23 protein-coding genes are annotated in these 20,191 nt (G+C 44.5%); 14 read left to right on the forward strand and 9 right to left on the reverse strand.

Features of this window, described 5'->3' with window-relative positions:
• The first annotated feature begins 342 nt into the window (after window positions 1-342).
• Window positions 343-771 (forward strand): YwpF-like family protein, encoded by a 429-nt coding sequence (locus B9Y67_RS14985; protein ID WP_085507847.1) that lies wholly within the window; start codon window positions 343-345, stop codon window positions 769-771.
• A gap of 232 nt (window positions 772-1,003) precedes the next feature.
• Here the strand turns inward: B9Y67_RS14985 and B9Y67_RS14990 are convergent, their stop codons facing one another.
• Together B9Y67_RS14990 and glcD are read right to left on the reverse strand one after the other, a co-directional pair.
• Window positions 1,004-2,347, reverse strand: coding sequence for a (Fe-S)-binding protein (locus tag B9Y67_RS14990; RefSeq protein WP_085507850.1), 1,344 nt, complete (start codon window positions 2,345-2,347; stop codon window positions 1,004-1,006).
• Window positions 2,344-3,756 carry a glycolate oxidase subunit GlcD gene (gene glcD / locus B9Y67_RS14995; RefSeq protein ID WP_085507852.1) on the reverse strand — a complete coding sequence of 471 codons (1,413 nt, stop codon included), beginning with the start codon at window positions 3,754-3,756 and terminating at the stop codon, window positions 2,344-2,346. The genes B9Y67_RS14990 and glcD overlap by 4 nt, the downstream gene beginning before the upstream one ends.
• A gap of 241 nt (window positions 3,757-3,997) precedes the next feature.
• Here glcD and B9Y67_RS15000 point away from each other — a divergent pair, with 241 nt between their 5' ends.
• Window positions 3,998-5,365 carry a TrkH family potassium uptake protein gene (locus tag B9Y67_RS15000; RefSeq protein WP_085507854.1) on the forward strand — a complete coding sequence of 456 codons (1,368 nt, stop codon included), beginning with the start codon at window positions 3,998-4,000 and terminating at the stop codon, window positions 5,363-5,365.
• Window positions 5,366-5,441: 76 nt separating this feature from the next.
• Here the strand turns inward: B9Y67_RS15000 and B9Y67_RS15005 are convergent, their stop codons facing one another.
• Both B9Y67_RS15005 and B9Y67_RS15010 read right to left on the reverse strand, forming a co-directional pair.
• Window positions 5,442-5,552, reverse strand: a complete 111-nt coding sequence (locus tag B9Y67_RS15005; protein WP_085507857.1) for a YjcZ family sporulation protein — start codon at window positions 5,550-5,552, stop codon at window positions 5,442-5,444.
• A gap of 95 nt (window positions 5,553-5,647) precedes the next feature.
• On the reverse strand, window positions 5,648-5,986 hold the full coding sequence (locus B9Y67_RS15010; RefSeq protein WP_085507859.1) for a DUF3905 domain-containing protein: 339 nt from the start codon (window positions 5,984-5,986) through the stop codon (window positions 5,648-5,650).
• Window positions 5,987-6,284: 298 nt separating this feature from the next.
• On the opposite strand from B9Y67_RS15010, the gene B9Y67_RS15015 reads away from it, so the two are divergent.
• The 3 genes from B9Y67_RS15015 to B9Y67_RS15025 all read left to right on the forward strand — a co-directional run bounded on the left by B9Y67_RS15015 (window position 6,285) and on the right by B9Y67_RS15025 (window position 10,310).
• Window positions 6,285-7,295 carry a 2-oxoacid:acceptor oxidoreductase family protein gene (locus B9Y67_RS15015; RefSeq protein WP_085507861.1) on the forward strand — a complete coding sequence of 337 codons (1,011 nt, stop codon included), beginning with the start codon at window positions 6,285-6,287 and terminating at the stop codon, window positions 7,293-7,295.
• Window positions 7,292-9,586, forward strand: a complete 2,295-nt coding sequence (locus B9Y67_RS15020) for a thiamine pyrophosphate-dependent enzyme (protein WP_085507863.1) — start codon at window positions 7,292-7,294, stop codon at window positions 9,584-9,586. The genes B9Y67_RS15015 and B9Y67_RS15020 overlap by 4 nt, the downstream gene beginning before the upstream one ends.
• A 205-nt stretch (window positions 9,587-9,791) precedes the next feature.
• Window positions 9,792-10,310, forward strand: coding sequence for a hypothetical protein (locus B9Y67_RS15025; protein WP_085507864.1), 519 nt, complete (start codon window positions 9,792-9,794; stop codon window positions 10,308-10,310).
• 82 nt (window positions 10,311-10,392) lie between these two features.
• Here B9Y67_RS15025 and B9Y67_RS15030 read toward each other — a convergent pair whose 3' ends face one another.
• Window positions 10,393-10,899, reverse strand: coding sequence for a DoxX family protein (locus B9Y67_RS15030; protein WP_085507865.1), 507 nt, complete (start codon window positions 10,897-10,899; stop codon window positions 10,393-10,395).
• Window positions 10,900-12,017: 1,118 nt separating this feature from the next.
• On the opposite strand from B9Y67_RS15030, the gene B9Y67_RS15035 reads away from it, so the two are divergent.
• The 3 genes from B9Y67_RS15035 to B9Y67_RS15045 all read left to right on the forward strand — a co-directional run bounded on the left by B9Y67_RS15035 (window position 12,018) and on the right by B9Y67_RS15045 (window position 12,686).
• Complete coding sequence (locus B9Y67_RS15035) at window positions 12,018-12,242, forward strand: DUF1659 domain-containing protein (protein WP_085507866.1); 225 nt, start codon at window positions 12,018-12,020, stop codon at window positions 12,240-12,242.
• 32 nt (window positions 12,243-12,274) lie between these two features.
• A complete protein-coding gene (locus tag B9Y67_RS15040) occupies window positions 12,275-12,487 on the forward strand; it encodes a DUF2922 domain-containing protein (RefSeq protein WP_085507867.1) in 213 nt (70 codons plus the stop codon).
• A 61-nt stretch (window positions 12,488-12,548) separates the two neighbouring features.
• On the forward strand, window positions 12,549-12,686 hold the full coding sequence (locus tag B9Y67_RS15045; protein WP_085507868.1) for a YvrJ family protein: 138 nt from the start codon (window positions 12,549-12,551) through the stop codon (window positions 12,684-12,686).
• A gap of 53 nt (window positions 12,687-12,739) precedes the next feature.
• On the opposite strand, the gene lepB is transcribed toward B9Y67_RS15045, so the two are convergent.
• Window positions 12,740-13,261: a signal peptidase I gene (lepB, locus tag B9Y67_RS15050; RefSeq protein WP_085507869.1), complete on the reverse strand. Its 522-nt coding sequence runs from the start codon at window positions 13,259-13,261 to the stop codon at window positions 12,740-12,742.
• Window positions 13,262-13,622: 361 nt separating this feature from the next.
• On the opposite strand from lepB, the gene B9Y67_RS15055 reads away from it, so the two are divergent.
• From B9Y67_RS15055 to B9Y67_RS15065, 3 genes are all read left to right on the forward strand, one after another.
• Window positions 13,623-13,805 (forward strand): aspartyl-phosphate phosphatase Spo0E family protein, encoded by a 183-nt coding sequence (locus B9Y67_RS15055; protein ID WP_085507870.1) that lies wholly within the window; start codon window positions 13,623-13,625, stop codon window positions 13,803-13,805.
• Between the two features lie 75 nt (window positions 13,806-13,880).
• The gene (locus B9Y67_RS15060; RefSeq protein ID WP_254901822.1) at window positions 13,881-14,060 is read left to right on the forward strand and encodes an aspartyl-phosphate phosphatase Spo0E family protein; all 180 of its coding nucleotides are present in this window, start codon (window positions 13,881-13,883) and stop codon (window positions 14,058-14,060) included.
• Between the two features lie 114 nt (window positions 14,061-14,174).
• Window positions 14,175-15,032 carry an NAD(P)-dependent oxidoreductase gene (locus B9Y67_RS15065; RefSeq protein ID WP_085507871.1) on the forward strand — a complete coding sequence of 286 codons (858 nt, stop codon included), beginning with the start codon at window positions 14,175-14,177 and terminating at the stop codon, window positions 15,030-15,032.
• 228 nt (window positions 15,033-15,260) lie between these two features.
• Here the strand turns inward: B9Y67_RS15065 and B9Y67_RS15070 are convergent, their stop codons facing one another.
• Entirely contained in the window at window positions 15,261-16,412 is a 1,152-nt protein-coding gene (locus B9Y67_RS15070; RefSeq protein ID WP_085507872.1) for an aminotransferase A, read from the reverse strand.
• Window positions 16,413-16,534: 122 nt separating this feature from the next.
• Here B9Y67_RS15070 and B9Y67_RS15075 point away from each other — a divergent pair, with 122 nt between their 5' ends.
• Both B9Y67_RS15075 and B9Y67_RS15080 read left to right on the forward strand, forming a co-directional pair.
• The gene (locus B9Y67_RS15075; RefSeq protein ID WP_139823822.1) at window positions 16,535-16,675 is read left to right on the forward strand and encodes an FbpB family small basic protein; all 141 of its coding nucleotides are present in this window, start codon (window positions 16,535-16,537) and stop codon (window positions 16,673-16,675) included.
• A 181-nt stretch (window positions 16,676-16,856) separates the two neighbouring features.
• Window positions 16,857-17,708 (forward strand): patatin-like phospholipase family protein, encoded by an 852-nt coding sequence (locus B9Y67_RS15080; protein WP_085507873.1) that lies wholly within the window; start codon window positions 16,857-16,859, stop codon window positions 17,706-17,708.
• A 40-nt stretch (window positions 17,709-17,748) separates the two neighbouring features.
• On the opposite strand, the gene ric is transcribed toward B9Y67_RS15080, so the two are convergent.
• Window positions 17,749-18,441 carry an iron-sulfur cluster repair di-iron protein gene (gene ric, locus B9Y67_RS15085; RefSeq protein ID WP_085507874.1) on the reverse strand — a complete coding sequence of 231 codons (693 nt, stop codon included), beginning with the start codon at window positions 18,439-18,441 and terminating at the stop codon, window positions 17,749-17,751.
• A 67-nt stretch (window positions 18,442-18,508) separates the two neighbouring features.
• Window positions 18,509-19,405 (reverse strand): DMT family transporter, encoded by an 897-nt coding sequence (locus tag B9Y67_RS15090; protein ID WP_085507875.1) that lies wholly within the window; start codon window positions 19,403-19,405, stop codon window positions 18,509-18,511.
• Between the two features lie 135 nt (window positions 19,406-19,540).
• Here B9Y67_RS15090 and B9Y67_RS15095 point away from each other — a divergent pair, with 135 nt between their 5' ends.
• Window positions 19,541-19,945 carry a hypothetical protein gene (locus B9Y67_RS15095; RefSeq protein ID WP_085507876.1) on the forward strand — a complete coding sequence of 135 codons (405 nt, stop codon included), beginning with the start codon at window positions 19,541-19,543 and terminating at the stop codon, window positions 19,943-19,945.
• The last annotated feature ends 246 nt before the right edge of the window (window positions 19,946-20,191 follow it).

Raw genomic sequence — 20,191 nt, forward strand, 5'->3', positions numbered from 1 at the left:
TTTCTAAGCTTTTTTGAACTGTAAATTTCTTTACCAAGTATTCTATATTGGTTTAGATAATTCAAAGTAGGATTCCGTTAAACAATTAAGAGGCTAAGGGGGAGGGAAATAGCGAGACTCCAGTGGGAAAGGAAGGGCTGACAAGACCCCGCAGAGCTTTAAGCTCGAGGAGGGTTGCCGTCTTCCCCGCGGAAAGCGAGTTATTTCCCGGACCCCTTTACCTCAACTTTTGGTAACGGAAGCTGCCGACCGTCACACTTACGAAGGATAATAGAAACTTTTTGCCGAAAGACGTTTGCTACTCTATAATGAAATCAGATACATAAAGTGGGAGTGGATGGGATGAAAACGTTCAAGCTAGTTTCCCTCGATCTGGTAGAAGAAAAAGCGGAAGACATTACCCAGCGCCGCATCAAACTCATCGACGGACTGATCATCAACCGGGAAGACGATAAAGGCAGGTGGGTGATTGAAGCCTATGTTGATCAAAGCTACCAATCGTTTTTCGAAGAATATGTAAAAAGTGAAGAAGAACTGCTGGTCCAGGTTAAAATTACCAAAGAAAGCAATCAGCCGGCAACCTTTTTAGTAAAAGCAATCGACACGAATATTATCAGTGATAATATGAACGTCCTGTTCATGGGGGCAATCGTCGATCGAAGACAGGATCAAATTGAAAAAACATTGAAGCTTTTGATTGAAGAAGGCTACCAGGGAGAGGAGCTGCTGGAAGAGTTTAAAAAACGTGGCAGTAACAATAATAAAAAATGAGTTATCGGCCGTATCCTTTGATAGGATCGGCCGATATTTTTTTCTTTCAGAAGACTTATCTCGCCAATATAAAATTTTCTTTTTATAGATAACTGTAAGTAGCGGGTTACATCCAGCTCCAGCGCCTACCCCCTCGAGGTCTTAAGTCAATCCTCTCTGTGACAAAAAACGTCACGGCGAGGTTTGACTTAAGCTTGTCGGGGGTGAGCAAGGCGCCTGCGCTTTTGTTTCGTTAGACACCAACAGGCTGACGTGCGTATTCGTATGCTTCCAGTAGGAAATCGACAATATGAACTGCCCGAATTGTGTCCGATAATCCTTCCCGTTCGATGCCGAGCTTCATTTGCAATAGGCATCCGGGATTAGCGGTTACAATCGTTTTCGCGTGCGTTGTTTCCACCTGTTTCATTTTATAATCAAGAATCTGCATCGACATTTCCGATTCTACAATATTATAAATTCCGGCAGAACCACAGCAACGGTCGGCGTCTTTCATCTCCACATACTGAACACCATCAATCACCTGAAGCAGCTGACGGGGCTCGAGAAATGTTTTCTGGACATTTTTCAAATGACAGGAATCCTGATAGGTGACAATCTGATCGGGTAATTGTAAGGGGAGTTCATCGAACCCAAGCTCAATCAGAACACTTGAGATATCTTTAATTTTTTCAGCGAAGTCTTTTCCCCGCTCGGCCCAATCCGGTTCATCTTTCAGCAGATGACCATAGTCATGCAAAAACGCCCCGCAGCCGCCAGCATTGGTAATGATATAGTCAGCGCCAGTGTCTTCAAAAGCAATGATATTCCGTTTGGCGAGGTCTTTAGCCTGCTTCATTTCCCCGCTATGTCCATGAAGAGCCCCACAGCAAGCCTGACTGTCAGGGATGACAATTTCGCAGCCGGCATACTGCAGCAATTTCATCGTGGCATCATTCGTCGACATGAACATGGAGTCCATGAGGCAGCCGGAAAAAAAGGCAACCTTTTTCTTTTGCGGTACGAGTGAAGGCAGGTGATCGGGACGGTTTTTCAATTGTTTCAGCGAAGGTACTTCCGGAAGAACTTTTTCCATCGCCGTCAGGTTATCGGGAAGAAATTTCATTATCCCGGTACGTCTGGCCGCTTTTTGCAAACCGCTTCGCTGGTAAAAGCCTAACAGCCCTGTCATCGTCCGCATCCGTCCCTGGTTCGGGAACAACCCTTTGAAGGCGATATTACGGATGGCCTTTGTGGTCGCTGACAACTCGTGGTTCTGGTAGATGATGTCCCGTGCCTGTTCAAGCAGGTGGCCATAATTGACCCCCGATGGACACACCGGCTCACATGCCCGGCAGCCAAGACACATGTCGAGGGAGCGCTTCACATCATCGTCCGGCTCAATATCCCCATCGACGACCGCCTTCATCAAAGCAATTCTCCCGCGAGGAGAGTGGGCTTCGTCATAACCGCTTTCGATATAGGTCGGGCAGCTGGGAAGGCAAAATCCGCAGCGCATGCAGTTAAGCAGTTCATCGTAATCCATCTTCTCCTGAAACTCCGTCTGGATCCGCTGTCTTTCTTGTTCGGTAATCATGCGTGAACCACCACCCGTTTTCGTTCCGATTTGGCAAACATTTTACCTGGATTCATGATGTTGTTAGGGTCGAACGCCTGCTTAATCCCTTTCATCGCAGCTATACCCTCATCTCCCAGTTTCAGATGGAGGTAAGGAGATTTCATGGCACCTACGCCATGCTCCCCGGTGATGGTTCCTCCGAGTTCGACTGCCTGATGAAAAATGGCTTCAAAAGCTTGTTCAACCCGGTGGATTTCTTCTTTATTGCGCACGTCTGTCAGGCAGGTAGGGTGGAGGTTCCCATCCCCGGCATGACCGAATGTGCAAATGTCCACCTTGTATTCTCGAGCGATGTCATTGATCGCCCGCACCATTTCCGCTATTTTTGACCGTGGAACGGTAGCATCTTCTAAAATCGTCGTCGGCTTTAACCTTGCCAGGGCTGAAAGCGCCGTTCTTCTTGCGGTACGAAGCGCATCGGCTTCCAATTCAGACTTCGCCACATCGACGCGGATCGCCTGGTTGTCCCGGCACAAGGCGGCAATCTTTTCGATATCACGGTCGACGACCTCTTGAGGACCGTCCTGTTCAATCAGTAGTACGGCTTCAATATCTGTCGGGAGGCCGATTTGCGCATATTCTTCCACTACCTTCAATGTGGGCTGGTCGAGGAATTCCAACGTCGTTGGTATGATCCGGTGGGCGATGATGCTGGACACTGCCTCGGCGGCCGCTTCAATATCTTCATATAATGCCAGGATCGTCTTTTTCGTTTCCGGCATCGGAACCAATTTCAATGTCGCTTCGGTAATCACTCCAAGTGTACCTTCCGACCCGACAAACAAGCGTGTCAAATCATATCCAGCGACATCCTTGGCGAGCTTCCCTCCGGTGTGGATGATATCTCCGTTCGGCAGTACCACTTCGAGTCCCATTACATAATCCCGCGTCACTCCGTACTTCAAACCACGGAGCCCGCCGGAATTTTCATTCAAGTTGCCGCCCATCGTCGATATTTTCATCGAAGACGGGTCAGGCGGGTAAAATAACCCCTTTGCTTCCACTGCATTGATCAAATCCAGCGTGATCAAGCCAGGCTGGACCGTTACCGTCAAGTTCTCTTCATCAATCTCGATGATATCCTGCATGTGCTTGAATAAGAGCACGATACCTCCTTCAACAGGAGTCGTTCCTGCCGAAAGGTTTGTTCCGGAACCCCGTGGAACGACCGGGATATGATGCTCATTGCACAATTTCAAAACTTCCGCTACTTCATCAGTATTCCGTGGTGCTACCACTGCATCCGGCATGGATTGGAACTGTGGCGTTGCATCATAGGAATATACAAGCAGGCTGGCTTTGCTATCCTGGACATTATCTGCTCCCACAATCGTAATCAGCTCATGTTTCACTTTATCGTTTAACATATTAGAAAACCCTTTCATTCTTTTCTTTAAGGAACGTTTTCCATCCTATTTCCGCTGTCATTTAACTATGTACCTTGAAAATTTGCTCGTACTAACTCCATTCTACATGGAATATGGCAGGAAATTGTAGTTCAATCGATAATTTTTTATGATTTTCTAGGAAATTTACCAAGCACACTGCTATAATGGGTAGAAGATTCTCGCAGGGAATATCGCAGTTTGTCTGAAAAGGAGAAAGTTTATGGCATTGAAGAACGGAAGGAATTTGCGATCAATCAACAATCTATCTCCATTTAAACTGATCGCTTTATTCTATTTATTTGCAGTCACAATTTCATCGATATTATTGGCCCTTCCGGTTGCGCATCAGCCGGGAGTGGAATTATCGTTCATTGATATATTATTTACCGCTGTCAGCGCTGTCAGTGTGACTGGTTTAAGCGTCATAACTGTGGCCGACACGTTCAGTACCACTGGGGTTATTATGCTCGCATTTGTGCTGCAGCTTGGCGGGATCGGTGTCATGAGTATCGGAACAGCTATTTGGATGCTGCTGGGGAAAAAGATCGGACTCAAAGAGCGGCGGCTGATTATGACTGACCAGAATCAGACGTCCTTCCAGGGTGTGGTCCGGTTAATCCGGCAGATTTTCCTGGTTGTTTTGTTGATAGAGTTTATCGGCTTTCTTACCCTAGGCACTTATTTTTTACAATATTATCCTCCGAAAGAGGCGTACCTTCAAGGCTTTTTCGGTGCGATCAGTGCCATGACCAACGGGGGATTCGATATCACCGGTGCTTCATTAATTCCGTTTGCCGATGATTATTTTGTCCAGTTCATTAATATGCTGCTGATTGTTGCCGGTGCTATTGGTTTCCCGGTTCTTATTGAAGTGAAGGAATACTTATTCAATAATTCCAAGGGCCTGGACGCTAAAAAGTTTTCCTTGTTTGCGAAACTGACCTCTTTCACTTTCTTAATGTTGGTTATCGTTGGAATGGCGTTTATCATCCTGTTTGAAATGAATCATTTCTTCAGCGATAAAAACTGGCATGAAATATTGTTCTATGCCTTATTCCAATCCGTGACCACGCGTAGTGGCGGTTTGTCGACGATGGATGTCAGTTTACTGACAGAACAAACTAAATTGTTCCTGTCTTCACTGATGTTCATCGGGGCTTCTCCAAGTAGTGTCGGAGGCGGGATTCGGACGACGACCTTCGCACTCCTGGTCATTTTTATGCTTACTTATGCCAGGGGGCAGACACGCGTTCGAGTGTTTCGCAGAGAAATTCATGACGAAGATTTGATCAAGGCAGTTGTTGTTACCATCATGGCGGTAATCATTTGTTTTGCCGCGGTAGTGGCATTGACTATTACGGAACCGTTCAGCCTAGGAGATATCCTGTTTGAAGTGACTTCCGCTTTTGGAACTGTTGGCTTGTCCACCGGTATTACGCCGGGGTTGTCCACTTTTGCAAAATTTGTATTGATGATGCTGATGTTCATCGGAAGAATTGGGATACTGACCTTCTTGTTTACCTTAAAACAGGAGAAGAAGCAAACAGGCAACTATCATTACCCTAAAGAACGTATCATCATCGGATAAAGAAAAAGCTTTAATGAACACAAAAAAAGCGCCTCCTGACACCAGGAGAGCGCTTTTTGTGCTTTCTCATCTGCTATTAGCAGTAGAATGCTGCTCCTACAATGATGAGCAAAATAAACAACACTACAATCAACGCGAAGTTGTTGCCATAACCACCTCGGCGTCCGTATGGGTAACAATGGTACATGAAAAGCTCACCTCCTCGGTTGGTACACTGATACTATATGCAACCGGGAGTTTCGTGTATGGTCATTTACCCAAATATCGGTCATTTATCTCGATTCAGTCGGTCTGATAAGAGGCATCATGCGTAGGGTGGGAGAAGTTTTTTCGCTTAGCATAATAATTTTCTTCCATGAGTTTGCGGTTATGAGACGTATTCCACCCAATATCATTGGTCTCATGCACCCATTCATCACCGGACATGACAGCTGGATCGATTTCTTCGCTCCAATGATTGAGCGGCGAATTCATGGAGTCATAGTAACTGTCTCCGATCGTCACACCATATGGGTTCACAAATGGAGCTTTCCTTTTTTTCTTATCGACATTCGGTGCATTAATTTGATGTGGAAATGAAGTGAATTCGTCCATCTGCTGTTCGATATTTTCTTCACGCATCAGACATCCCTCCTTATTTCTATCATCCCCATCAGCCGGCAGATTATGAAGACATGCTTATGTAATTTCCTCATGTATGCAAACTTATTATTTCTGTTATATATCAAATGAGTTTCTGTCTCCGTGTTATAGGTTGAAGTTCAGTCCTGTTTTAAGAATGTGTTTCATGGTTTCTTATGAAAAAATAATACAGTTATGACCTTTGTCACATACAAAAGCTGCAACCGTTTTTATAATGGATGTAGAATCAGCCTACGCGTCAATTAATACGAAGTTTCAAAAAAGTAAGGGGGATCTTATGACTATTTTACCGAAAACCAATGCACTCGGTTTTTTTGAAATCCGTCTGGAATCGATCGGTGGTCTTGGCGCTAACCTTGCCGGGAAAATGCTGGCGGAAGCCGGTGTGTTAGGGCATGGATTGAATGGCTCTAATTTTTCCTCCTATGGTTCAGAAAAAAAGGGGACACCGGTCAAAGCATTCATCCGTTTCTGTAATCCTGAGGTGGAAATCCGTGCCCATTCTCCGATTGAAGAGCCTCATGTTATCGGAGTTTTTCATGAAGCGTTGTACAAGACGGTTGATGTGACAAGCGGCTTGCAGCCGGATGGCATCGTGCTGGTCAACAGTGAACGCTCTATGGAAGAAGTGAAAGAAGAGCTCGAGCTTCATCACGGAACGTTAGCGGTGATCGATGCGATGAACATTGCTGTAGAAGAAAACTCTCGTCTAAATACCGCTATGCTGGGTGCACTTTATCGCGTACTTGGTTTTTTAGATGCCGATAATATGCGGGATGTCATCCGCCAGACGTTCGAAAAAAAATATCCACACCTCGTCGAAGCTAACCTTCGTACATTCAACCGGGGTTATGAAGAAGTACAGTTTCAAAGTTTCGAAACGCTTAACGCCGTACAAAAACAGTTCGAGCGGAAACTGCCGCGCCTGGGATATGAAACCCAGGAAATCGGCGGCATCATCAGTGCCCAGGCTAACAGTATTGAAAAAGACTTGAGCGGTTCGAGACAGGGATTTCTTCCAGCTTTCGAACAAGAGAAATGTATCAATTGTACCCATTGCGATACAGTATGCCCGGATTTTTGTTTTGTATGGGAGGAAGGGGAAGACAAACGGGGACGGAAACAGATGTTTCTTCAAGGTATTGACTATAACTATTGCAAGGGCTGTTTGAAATGTGTCGAAGTCTGTCCGACTTCCGCTTTAACCGAAATCCGTGAAACGCTTGGTTTCAGCGATGAGAATCGAGTCAAACAACCTTTTCCTTACACAGAAGGAGTGATGAGATGAATCACGTCATAACAGAACAGGAGAAATTGCAGGCACCTGTCAATCAGCAGGTAAGTTTTGAATCCGGCAATGAAATGGCGGCAAAAGCTGCCGCTCAGATCAATTATCACATCATGGGTTATTTCCCAATCACTCCTTCAACTGAAATCGCTCAATATCTCGATCAGATGAAGGCGAAAGGCGAGCATGACATCAAGCTGATTCCAGCCGATGGGGAACATGGATCGGCAGGAATCTGTTACGGTGCCTCGGTCAGTGGAGCGCGGGTCTTCAACGCGACAAGTGCGAATGGTTTCCTGTTCATGCTGGAGCAGCTGCCGGTACAGTCAGGCACCAGGTTTCCGATGGTATTGAATCTCGTCACCAGAGCTGTGAGCGGCCCGCTTGATATTCGCGGCGACCATTCGGATTTATACTTTGCTCTCAATACCGGATGGGTCATATTAACTGCTAATACACCACAGGCAGTCTACGACTTGAACATCATGGCATTGAAAGTGGCAGAGCACAGAGACGTCCGTCTTCCGGTCATTGTCGCTTATGACGGGTTTTTTACCTCCCATCAAAAAAGAAAAGTCCTATCGTTTAAAGATAGAGAAGTAGTGACTGAATTTGTTGGCGAACGGCCGGCAGATTTCCCGAATGCTATTGATAAAAATAACCCGGTAACCATCGGGGCCCATATGAATGGCGACGATTTGATCCATAATAATTACCAGCAGTCCCAGGCGATGTACCATGCAGACAAGGTATTTGAAGAAATCCAGGAAGAATATGAAAAATTGTCAGGGAGGTCCTATCCGACAATTGAAACCTATGCCATGGAAGACGCAGAAGCCGCAGTATTTTTAATCAACTCAGCGGCTGAGACCGCGAAAGATGTCGTCGACCGCTATCGGAAACAAGGAAAAAAAGTCGGTGTCATCACACCGAACATGATTCGGCCATTTCCAAAAGAAGCAATGAAAGAGGCATTAAAAAACGTCAAAGCTGTCCTCGTTGGAGAACGGGCAGATAGTTATGGCGCTAATGGAGCCAATATGACACTGGAAATCAAATCAGCTCTCCAGGAGCTATCAGGAGCACAACCGGTGGTGTTAAGCCGTGTCTTTGGTGTCGGTGGAAAAGATTTTTATGAACAAGACGCAGAGGTGTTTTTCGATGACGCCTTAGAAGCCGCAGAAACCTCTGTTGCTGCGAAGCCGTTTGATTATCATGGCATTCATGCTGGTGATAAGAAACAACGGCTGCTCCCGGTTATCGAGCCGCAAACAGGTTCTTTTGATACCGGACTGATAAAAGTTACGCATGACGCGGAAACCGATCAATTGAAAGTGAAAGTTCCGCCGCTCCGTCAGCTGATGAGTAAACCGAAGCGGATTGCCTCAGGGCATGGCGCTTGCCCAGGCTGTGGGATCTTCCCTGGTCTTGAATTATTTTTCAAAGGAATTGAAGGGGACGTCATGGTTTTATTCCAGACAGGATGCGGCTACGTCGTCAGTGCGGCTTATCCACATACATCCCATAAGCAGACGTTCATCCATAACCTTTTCCAAAATGGGGCAGCCACCTTATCCGGGACAGTGGAAGCCTTTTATGAAATCAAACGTCGTGGCGAAGTTGAAATCGGTGATGATTTCACATTCGTCATGGTAACCGGTGACGGCGGGATGGATATCGGGATGGGGTCTGCCATTGGGACTTCGCTGCGAAACCATGGAATGATCATCGTGGAATATGATAACGAAGGCTATATGAATACCGGGTCGCAACAGTCTTATTCGACTCCAATCGGTCATATGACGTCCACGTCGAATGTCGGCAAGAACCAGAAGGGGAAAGCATTCCACCATAAAGATACGCCGCAAATCATGGCAGCAACGAATATTCCATACGTTTTCACAGGGACAGAAGCATATCCACAGGATTTGATCAAAAAAGCAGCCAAAGCCCAATGGTACGCCAAGCATGAAGGATTGGTTTACGGGAAGCTTCTGATTACCTGTCCGTTGAACTGGAAAAGTGAAGAGCGGTATGGTCAGAGGATCATCAAGGCGGCCGTGGATTCCTGTTTCTTCCCGTTATATGAAGTAGAAAAAGGGAAGACAACCATCACTTATAATCCAGAAGCCAAAAACAAGCGGGAACCTGTCAGTGAATGGCTGAAGTATCTCGGTAAAGCGAAGCATATGCTGAAACCGGAACATGAACAGCTCTATCGCGCATTTGAAATAGAAGTAGATAAACGCTGGAATCGTCTCAAAGCAAAACATGAATGTGAATACCTATAAAAAGCTTTACTTCTTAGGCAGGGTTTCGTAGAAAAAATCAAATACAGAACAAACAAAACGCTTGGATTTCACTTTCCAAGCGTACTTTTTTATGAAAAAATACAAAGTACTTCGCCATAAATACTTAGAAGGTATGCCAGGTTTTTCTAACATGAGGAAAGGAAAGTAAAAATATATTAATAATGAACAGGGAAGGAGGGGAGCAATGAAAAAGGCAGCTGCAACAATCAAATTGACGGAGGGGTCTGTCCTGATAAATGCCGGTAAAAGATCTGTTTCAGTAGAAGTGGATGGCCGTAATCATGAACTGTCGGCAGGACATTGGACCCTGGTGGGTTCAACATTCCGCTTTGGCAAAGAGAAGCAAAACGTTTCTGCCACCCATATCTATTGCCTTATTGAATATCCGGGAGGAGCCCGCATGGAGACATATCCAATCGAACGGCCGCCAACAGGAGAAGCTATACTGCGCTTGATCCATGCGAACCCCCGTTATTCTAAGCTGAATGCAAAAGCGCGCTACGGTGATGCCTTCCCTCCTATAAACCAGGGTGAATCGACGGAAGCTATTACCTTATACGTCCCAGTGGACATAGTGATCGACTATTATGATCAACGAGGGCGATTGCTGGACTATTTTCATTACGTGACGGAATCTGATCATACTTCTTTTCTTATCTTCGGATACCGTCGGATGATGCTTGTGTCGATAAAGGATAAATAACAAACAGGCGATTCTCCTTATCGAGAATCGCCTGTTATGGTGGAAGTGAACGGCTGGTGGTATTAATAAGCTGTTGCATTAGTTAAGCTGCCGGAGCTGTTTTGGCTTCTTTTTTAGTAGTATATTGGCGGATGTAAGGGATGACCCAGCGATCTAAACCAATCTTGCCAGCGTTGTATCCAGCTGCTGCAATGAATACTGTCAATAAAACCATTTGAGCGTTCGTGCTTACTGTTCCACTGAACAAGAAGGCGAAGTTCATTGCTAATCCCATGATTGCTGCAAAGTTAGTGAAAATTCCTAGAATAAGTGCGATACCTACTAATACTTCACCCCACATGACAAGGAACGTAAAGATTTCTGCGTTAGGAAGTGCTACACCTTCCAGGAAGCTGGCCCACCAGGCTTGAACAGCAGGGTGTTCACCGCTTGCTTTGCCAATTGCCCCTTGGATGAAACCGGCAGAATCGAAACCGCCTCCAGTCAATTTTCCCCAGCCTGCAGTCAGCCAGGCATAACCTAGATAGACCCGAATCACCGTAAGAATAGCTGCCGCAACATTGTTTTCTCTTAAAAAGTTATTAATCATGATTCCCACTCCTTAAATAGTGTTTTGTTCAACATTTCACATGATTAGCTAAAAGAAGAACACCTTAGCCGGCTATTTGTGTTGGTGTTATCTTTTACAGTTACATCATATCACCTTTTATCAATTTTGAGGAAACTTTGTGATGGATTTCACATTTTGGTAATAAAGTTGTGGCAAACCTGTGAATTGCTGGCAACGGATGCACACACGAGAAAGGGTGGACGCATGAATTTGCTTGATTTAAAAGGAAAAGGCAGGTAAAATCTTAATAGACATATCTTCTGATGAAGAGCAATGATTGATTACTTATTTTATGAGCACACTGTTAAAGAGAATGGATTTGTACGATCCTTTCTACAGTTTCGGAGGTGAAGCACATGTGGGAGGTAACATTTTTTATTATTTCAGCACTTATCATCCTTTTGAACATCGGATACTGTATCTTTGATCACGGTTAATTCCTCAAAAGGAAATCAAAAGTAGTTCAGTTTTGGAGTACAAACAAGCATTGTACCCCATAGCTGAACTACTTTTTTATTTGTAAAAGATAAAAGCTAAAGCTCCTTTTAACTGAAGATCGGTTTCGTTACTTTTACGTGAGAAAATGGGGACTTGGAAATAACTCGCTTTCCGCGGGGAAGACGGCAAGCCTCCTCGAGCTAAAGCTCTGCGGGGTCTTGCCTGTCTATCCTTTCCCGCAGGAGTCTCGTCATTTCCAAGTCCCCATTACCATAAAAAGAGTAACGAAACCATCCTAGTATATACAATGAAGACCATTCATAAAAAAAGGAGCGTTATTTTTACAACCCTGCGCAAATTGTTGTAAATCGATTTCAAATATACTTTTATGGCAAAGGGGCGTAGGGAAACGGTGAGACTCCTGTGGGATAAGCGGGAGCGCTGAGGCCCCGCAAGGCGAAGCCTGAGGAGACTCAGCACACGCCCACGGAAAGCGAATCGTTTCCCGAAGCTCCTAAACTCCACTAATCATTTTGAAATCGAGTCTACCACAATTCAGACGTCGAATTGAATATGGTTCTTGTGAGTAAAGTTTTTTAAATAGACCAGCACCACTTTCATTCTCCTTTCGATTATAGAGTTGAAAGGAGGTGAGGGACATGGCAGTGACAAGTGAAAAAGTAGGCTCCCTGTTGCGTATGGTACTGGAGAACGGACAGGACGACCGAGGAAATTTTATTTTCAAAAGCAAAAACTTCAACAACGTAAAAACAGAAGCAACAGCAGAACAGTTGTATACGGTAGCTAAAGCGTTAGAGCCGTTACAGCAGCGCGAACTTTATGCGATCGAACGCAAAGACGACAACAAAATCATGAACATTTAATCAAATTCTATTAACAAGAGAGGAGGAGAATCATGAAGAAACTTGAATTGAAATTTCAAAACGAAGAGGACAAGACAGTGACCATAACGCTGGATGAGCCTGTCGAACCGGCTGATCCTGCATTGATCAATACTGCGATGGATGCCATCATTGCTGCTAATTGTTTTTATTCAAACGGCGGTGATCTCGTTACTAAAAAAGAAGCACGTATCGTCGAACGTAACGTCGAAGAGATCCAATTGTAAGTCCAAAGAGGTTGTCCGGCAGGGCAGCCTCTTTCTAGTTAGGAAAGGAGGACAATAGGAGATGGACCATTGGGTAGCATTGCTCACAGATGTCGGTTTCCCCATCGCGGTGACTTTTTATCTGCTTCACCGAGTGGAGGGTAGACTTGATATCATGATCGAGACCTTACACCAACTGCCAGAAAAATTGAATCCATAATCGATAAAACCATCCTGCCTAAAAGACAGGATGGTTTTTACGATGGAACGTCCTCATCGGGTCATGCCCCATTCGTTGAAAGGATAGATGACAAGTTCGGAGCGTCCGATAATTTCACTTTTCTCTATGAAGCCGAGTCCGTTACGGCTATCTTTACTGATCGACCGGTTGTCCCCCATTACAAAATAGTGATCCTCCGGTACTTTAACCGGCCCATAATTGGTCGTTTCTTGAATGGAATCTTTATCCAGGTAGCTTTCATCTTGCTCTCGCCCATTGATATAAAGCTTGTGATCGCGTACTTCGACAATATCATTCGGCAAGGCGATGATGCGTTTCACATAACTTTTAACTGGTCTATGAATAATGACAATTTCGCCATACGAAGGCTCTTCCAGGTAATAGATGATTTTATTGAACATGACACGCTCGCCGCTCTCAAGCGTTGGATTCATACTTATACCCTCGACGATCGAGGTGGCAAAGAAAAAAGTGCGTAATAAGAAAGCAAGGAGAACAGCGATGATGATCGCTTTCAGCCATTCCCACCACTCGTTTTTAGCTTCTTCTGACAATCTTGATCTTCCCTTCCTAATGATAGCCAATGTGATAAGCTCTTCTTGGACATCAAGAAGAGGGGGGACGTGATTGTCCTGCGAAGCACGTGTACAGCACGGCTTCATCCATCCTTATTTTAACACATTTGTCAGCTATCATGAGCAGACCTTGAAATTTTCTTTTATCTCTGTCTATGAAAATTGAATTTTCTACCTTAGGAAAATTATCCGAGTTAAAATGTATAAATACGAGTATATTTACCATAATAGAACAACTAATTTTGACGATGTTTGTCTAGTTTTGCGATTTTATTTACAACCCTCTGATTATCGGTCATAATTTATCTCGGTGAAAAAAATAGCTGGAGGTTTTATTTTCGTGGCACAATTAGAAAAGGAAGTCGCATTGGTGGAATTGGAAGGAAAGATCAACCATTCTCAAAAAAAGATGTTGTCCTTAGCTGATCAGTACGGAAGGGATAGTCTATATACCATTAAGCAAAGCCAGGTTTTAGATACGCTTATCATCGAGTATATGAAACGTAAAAGAAAAATCAGCTAGCCTGAAAACGGATAGGTGTCAATCCATTTCTGCTATGGTAAACTATCTTTAAAAGCAGGGATTGGAGGTAACCTTGTGTCCAATTTCAATCAGGCTGAACAACTTCTGGAAAGAATTGAACGCTTACGTAACAACATGACCAGGGTTGCCTTAGCGAAAGGTTTCTCAAGCCCTGAATCGGTTCGTATCAGCCAGGAGCTGGACGAACTATTGAACATCTATGACAATTATACAAACAAATATAAAAAAACATAAAAAGGCTGTCCTTTATCGCAATGGGAGAGCCTTTTTATAATGATGATTGATATATCTGGTTTGATTGATGTTCTATCTGCTATCATGATAGAAAGGGCAAAGGAGGAATGCTGCATGAACATTGGTTTTATCGGTACAGGAGTCATGGGGAAAGGTATGATCGGCCAGCTGCTTTCTAAAGGTTATGAGGTTTGTATACATACACGGACGAAATCAAAAGCTGAAGCGTTGATAGAAGCAGGGGCAGAGTGGTGTGATAATATCGAGGATTTGGCAGAAAAAAGTGATACGATCATCACGATCGTAGGCTATCCTTACGATGTCGAACAAGTTTATTTCGAGGAAAACGGTTTGCTGGATCATGTTCGTGAGGGAATGCACCTGATCGATATGACAACATCGACCCCAAGCCTGGCTGAGAAAATAGCGAAGGCTGCCAGTGAGAAGGGGGCAGAAGCATTAGATGCACCGGTGTCCGGCGGGGATATAGGAGCAAGAGAAGGCAAGCTGTCCATCATGGTTGGCGGCTCTGAAAAAGCATTTGCAACGGTCAAACCAATTTTCGAAGCGATGGGAACCAACATTGTTTATCAGGGACAGGCTGGTGCTGGTCAGCATACAAAAATGTGCAACCAGATTGCGATTGCTTCTAATATGTTAGGAGTAGCAGAAGCGGTCGTCTATGCTGAGAAATCTGGCTTATCTCCGGAAAATGTACTGAAAAGCATTTCCACAGGGGCAGCAGGCAGCTGGTCGTTAAGCAACCTGGCTCCGCGAATGATCGGCGGCGATTTCGCTCCTGGTTTTTATATTAAGCATTTTGTGAAGGATCTGAGAATCGCCATCGAAGAAGCTGACCGGATGGGACTGGAACTTCCGGGTCTTAAGCTGTCGGAGTCCATTTATGAGCGTCTCGTTGAACTAGGTTATGAAGACGATGGCACACAAGCTGTCTACAATTTTTACAAGTAAGCAAAACACCGCTGGAAGCTGCCAGCGGTGTTATTAATTTGACTTCTTTTCATTTCTTATGTTGTCTCTATTAGGAATTTTATTTCACTCTTATTTTCAAATGTGTCACTCATAATTTCGATTTTGTCTCTCATAATTTCAAGAGCTTCTCTCTTACCCTTATTATTGTCTATCTTAATCAAAATAGTGCTCATTTAACGTGAAATTGTCTCACAAAAGAGGTGAAAATTACTTTTTCATAAATTCGGCCAGACGATCCATTCCTTTCTCCAACGTCTCCATATCATAGGCGTAAGACAGCCGCATATATCCTTCACCGTAATTGGAAAAAGCATCCCCCGGCACTAATGCAACTCCTGCCTCACGTACCAGTTCAAGCCCAAGCTCAAAGGAAGTCAGTTCCCCTTTCGCAAGTTTTGGAAAAATGTAAAAGGCTCCGCCAGGCTGGATGTATTCAAGCCCCATTTCATCCATCCGCTCCATCACATAATCACGACGTTTTCGATATTCTTCGCGCATGGCAGCCGGGTCGTCTGCTCCGTTTTCAATCGCTTCCAGTGCTGCATACTGGCTGATGGAGGTGGCACATGACACGTTGTACTGGTGTACTTTTAATATGTGTTTCATCAATACTGCCGGCCCCAGCAGATAGCCGATCCGCCAGCCGGTCATCGCATGGGATTTGGAAACCCCATTAACGACAATGACCTGATCCCTTACTTCAGGGTACGAAGCAAGGGATACATGCTCCTGCTCATAAACGAGCTCACTGTAGATCTCATCGGCAAGTACAATCAAGTCTTTACCAGCAATGAGGGTGGCGATTTCTTTCAGCTCTTGTTTGGTCAACGTAACTCCGGTCGGGTTGGACGGGTAGGGAAGGATGATGCACTTTGTCCGGTCGGTCATTGCCTGTTCGATTAAATCAGCTGTCATTTTGAACCCGTTACCTGTTATATCAATATGGACAGGAACACCGCCAGCCAAGTGGATCAAAGGTTCATAACCCGGATAAACCGGTCCTGGCAACAGAACTTCATCTCCGGGGGAAAGCAAGGTCCTTAAGGTAATATCAATGCCCTGAGATGCCCCGACCGTCACAATCACTTCTTCTGCCGGGTCATAGTCCAGGTTATATTTATGGGAGGCAGAAGAACTGATTGCCTCCCGCAGTTTTAAAATGCCGGCATTGTGGGTATAGGTAGTGTAATTTGCGTCGATTGCCTGATGGGCAGCCTGTTTCACGTGCTCCGGGGTGTGGAAGTCAGGCTGGCCGATTGATAGGGATAGGACATCCTCATAGTCACTGACCATGTTAAAAAATTTGCGGATGCCGGAAATTTCGATGTCTTTAATATTTTTGTTCACTAAATGTTCCATAAAAAAGGCCTCCAATTATTAGAAAAATCAAAAATGTTAACAAAATGTTCAAACAATTTAGATAAGTGAGTTAATAACTTTGATATAATGATAACGTAAACTTCATGAAAGGAGCATACGACATGCGACCAAATTTACCTTCCTTTGATGAACTTGTCAACAAAAACAAGGAAGAACTTTTAAGAGATCCGCGCGCCATGCAGGAAATCGAGAAGAATCTCGAAGAAAAGCAATCCAAAAATGTCAAACTGAATGTAAACTGATTATACCATTAGAAAAACTTGGCCTGCAGCCAGGTTTTTTATGGCGAAAGCCTCCATTTTATACAAATAAACAGACAGCTGCCTATAACCAGGCAGCTGTCTTACATTTTGAGTGGATACGTTTGACCCCAACCTGAAAAATGTTAAAATTTCCATATCAGCAAAAAGAAGGTGTTTAGGTATGGAAAAAACAGGGCTTGTATTAGAAGGCGGGGGCATGCGAGGGACCTATACTGCAGGTGTGCTGGATTATTTTCTTGATATGGATCTTCATTTTCCCTATGTAGTCGGTGCATCGGCAGGAGCGTCAAACGGAAGCTCCTATGTAGCCAAACAGCGGGGCAGGAACTATGATGTGCTCGTCGGCTACGGGGATCATCCGGAGTATATTTCCTATAAACGGGCGTTCCGTCAAAAAGAATTGTTCGGCATGGACTTTATTTTTGACAAACTGCCGAATGAACTTGTTCCATTCGATTATGATACATTCGAAGCGAGAAAGACGAAGTTTGCGGTTGCTACAACAGATATGGAGACAGGAATGCCCCACTATTATAATGATTTTCCGGACCGGAACAGTTTACTTACGATCATGCGGGCATCGTGTTCGATTCCATTGATATCGCCGAGTATTCCTTATGATGGTAAATATCTGATGGATGGCGGGATAGCCGACCCTGTGCCAATCGAGCGGTCTATTGAACAAGGGAACGAAAAGCATGTCGTCATCCTGACGAGAAATCAAGGATATATGAAGAAAAGGATGCGGCTTGGCTGGTATATCCAGCGCAAGTTCAAACAATATCCTAAATTCGTGGACAGCCTCCTGACTCGTCATGATAAATACAACCAGTTGACCAGAAGGCTGCATGAGCTTGAAAAAGAGGGGAAAGTATTCATTATCCGACCGGATGAGCCGCTTGCGGTCGGGAGAATAGAGCGTAACAAACAAAAGCTCCATAATCTTTACATGCAAGGTTATAACGAAATGAAACAGCAGGAGAAAGCCTTGGAAGCCTTTTTGAAAGCATAGAAAAATCCACCCGGACCGCGTCCAGGTGGATTTTTTTAATTTAGATCCGCTTAAACAAAATATTATTTTCTAAATGGATATGCTGGAATGTATCGGCTTCGAGTTCTGCCAGCCGCTTGTAAGTGATCCGGTACGAGTTGCAAGCGTCCACAGGTGGTTCAAACCCATTGGTCAGGTTATGGATTTCTTTTAAGAGATCCCCGGCCTGGTCGTGTTCATCTTCTAAGCCGCCATTCGCCTCGTGAATCCGCTGTCGCAATTCTTCACTAGGCTCCACATCATATTGCTTGATCAGCGGGAATACTTCCATTTCTTCTTTGATCAGGTGGGATTCCAATTCGACTTTCAGCTCATTATACAATCGATGTAATTCTTGCAAATGCGGGTGGTTGGCACCGTGGACCCGGTAGATTTTAGTGACAAACTGTCCTAATGCCGGCAGTTCATCATTTAAAAAAGCATGATGGGTGTAAACAATGTGATCGACGAGTTCGGTGTTGGAAACTTTGCTCCAATCCGGACCTTCATTTCCTTTTGTAATCCAGTCGGAGTAATCTTCGTTCAGCTGGTGTAAAATCATGCCTTCATCCATTTTCTTTTCCTCAAATACTTCACCTAGCGGACGATCTCCTCCGCAGCAGAAGTCGATCCGGTTCTTTTTGAATAAGTCGCTCGCCTTCGGATATATATTTACGATTTCAGCAGGTGTATTTTCTCTTGTAAAAGTAGTCATTTCATCTACCTCCTTCATTGGTTACCTCTATCATACAAGGTATCCACTATGGAGATAATGATATAAATCACACCCTGGCTGTGATTTTCACACGTTTACGACTTTTTGAAATGACGACCACTGCAGAAATGATAGCAAGCATGCCAGCCATTTGCCATCCATTGAAGGCATCCTCAAAAACAGTAATGCCGATGATAATGGCCACTACCGGTTCGATGGTGCTCAATATGGACGCTTTCGATGCTTCCATTTCAAATAATCCGAGTGTGTAGGAGATATAGGCAACAGCTGTCGGCAACAACCCAAGTCCGATGCCAAGCATGAGCGGGCCGGGAGACAATAGAATCGCCAATTTTTCTCCGTAAGGAAAAAACGGAAGCAAAGCCGCTGTCGCCGTAATAAATGTATAAAAGGTGATGGTCAGGCTGTCATATTTTACAAAGGCGAATTTGCTGAAAATGCTATATAAGGCATAGCCGAAGCCGGATCCGATTCCGAGTAAAATACCGGCAGTAGATAAACTTGCATCCGGTGAGGGAAAGGCACCAACTGCAAAAGCAGCACCGACCAGTGTCAGCCCTAGTGCCAGCCCCTTTTTAGCCGTGTACGGCTCTTTAAATAGAATAATAGATAGAATCATGACAAAAGCTGGACCAGTATATAAGAGGGCAGTGGCAATTGGGATGTTGGTTTCTGCCATACTGGCAAACAGGCAATAGTTGAAGAACACAATGCTCCCGATTCCGGTGCCGATAAAATACCGGATGTCTTTCCAGTTTTTCAGTTTCATCTGTTTACGATACCGGAGCAGCATATAGCCAAGCAGAAACACGCTGGCGAAAAACACCCGGATCGTTACAATTTCCATAGGGGTAAAGCCTGCTTGTTCCAGCATTTTTACATATAACCCGATCGTTCCCCAAAGCGAGGCGCCGATCAGCACGAATAGGATTGCTTTTTTCATTCAAATTCCTCCTGATGAACGAATTATATCAGAAGTAAAAGCTGACCGGCTATCATTCTTTCCGATTACTTACATGGGTTTAAAATCCCCCTGGCCTGGCCACACTGGTCGTAAATGAAAAGGGGACGTGATGAAATGAAAGACTGGTTTAATTGGAATATGATAAGCAAGTGGCTGCAGTTCGATCTCGACACGTTTGCAATCCTTGGAATCGATCCGATTTATATACATTTTCTTCTGCCGTTTATGCTGCTGGCTGCCGGAGTCTGGCTGTTTGAACCGGTTACGTTATGGCTTATGCACGCCAACTGGAAGCGGCTGCTCACATTTTTGGTGATCAGCCTGGCGGTAACCAATCTGTTGATCAGCATTCAGTTGTACAGGGTGGTGAAATTAAATGGTAGTATTACGGAGGAAGCATTGGCTGTGCAGCTGCTCGCAGTCGTAGTATTTGGTGTTTGTTATACGTTGTATGGCCTCATCAGGCAAGTGTTCCGTTTCTTCAGAAAATCATCAAGACCCGCCGTCAAGCGGTGGTAAAGATTACAAACCTGTTGCTAAAAAGGCAGCAGGTTTTTTTATGCCCAAATACATGAGGGGAGGACCAAGTAAAGATAAAACTAGCATATATCTCATCGTCGTTTGCAAAAATTATTCCTTACCCTGAGCAATCTGTGATGTATGTCATAGAGGAAGGTTCAGTTGTTTGCTAGTATCAAGGTGGAAAATGAATTTTCTGTCATCATCTAATCGGAATAGATAGATTTCATCCCCGTTATCTGTCTT

The sequence above is a fragment of the Thalassobacillus devorans genome, from assembly GCF_900176565.1.
Classification (GTDB): domain Bacteria; phylum Bacillota; class Bacilli; order Bacillales; family Halobacillaceae; genus Thalassobacillus; species Thalassobacillus devorans_A.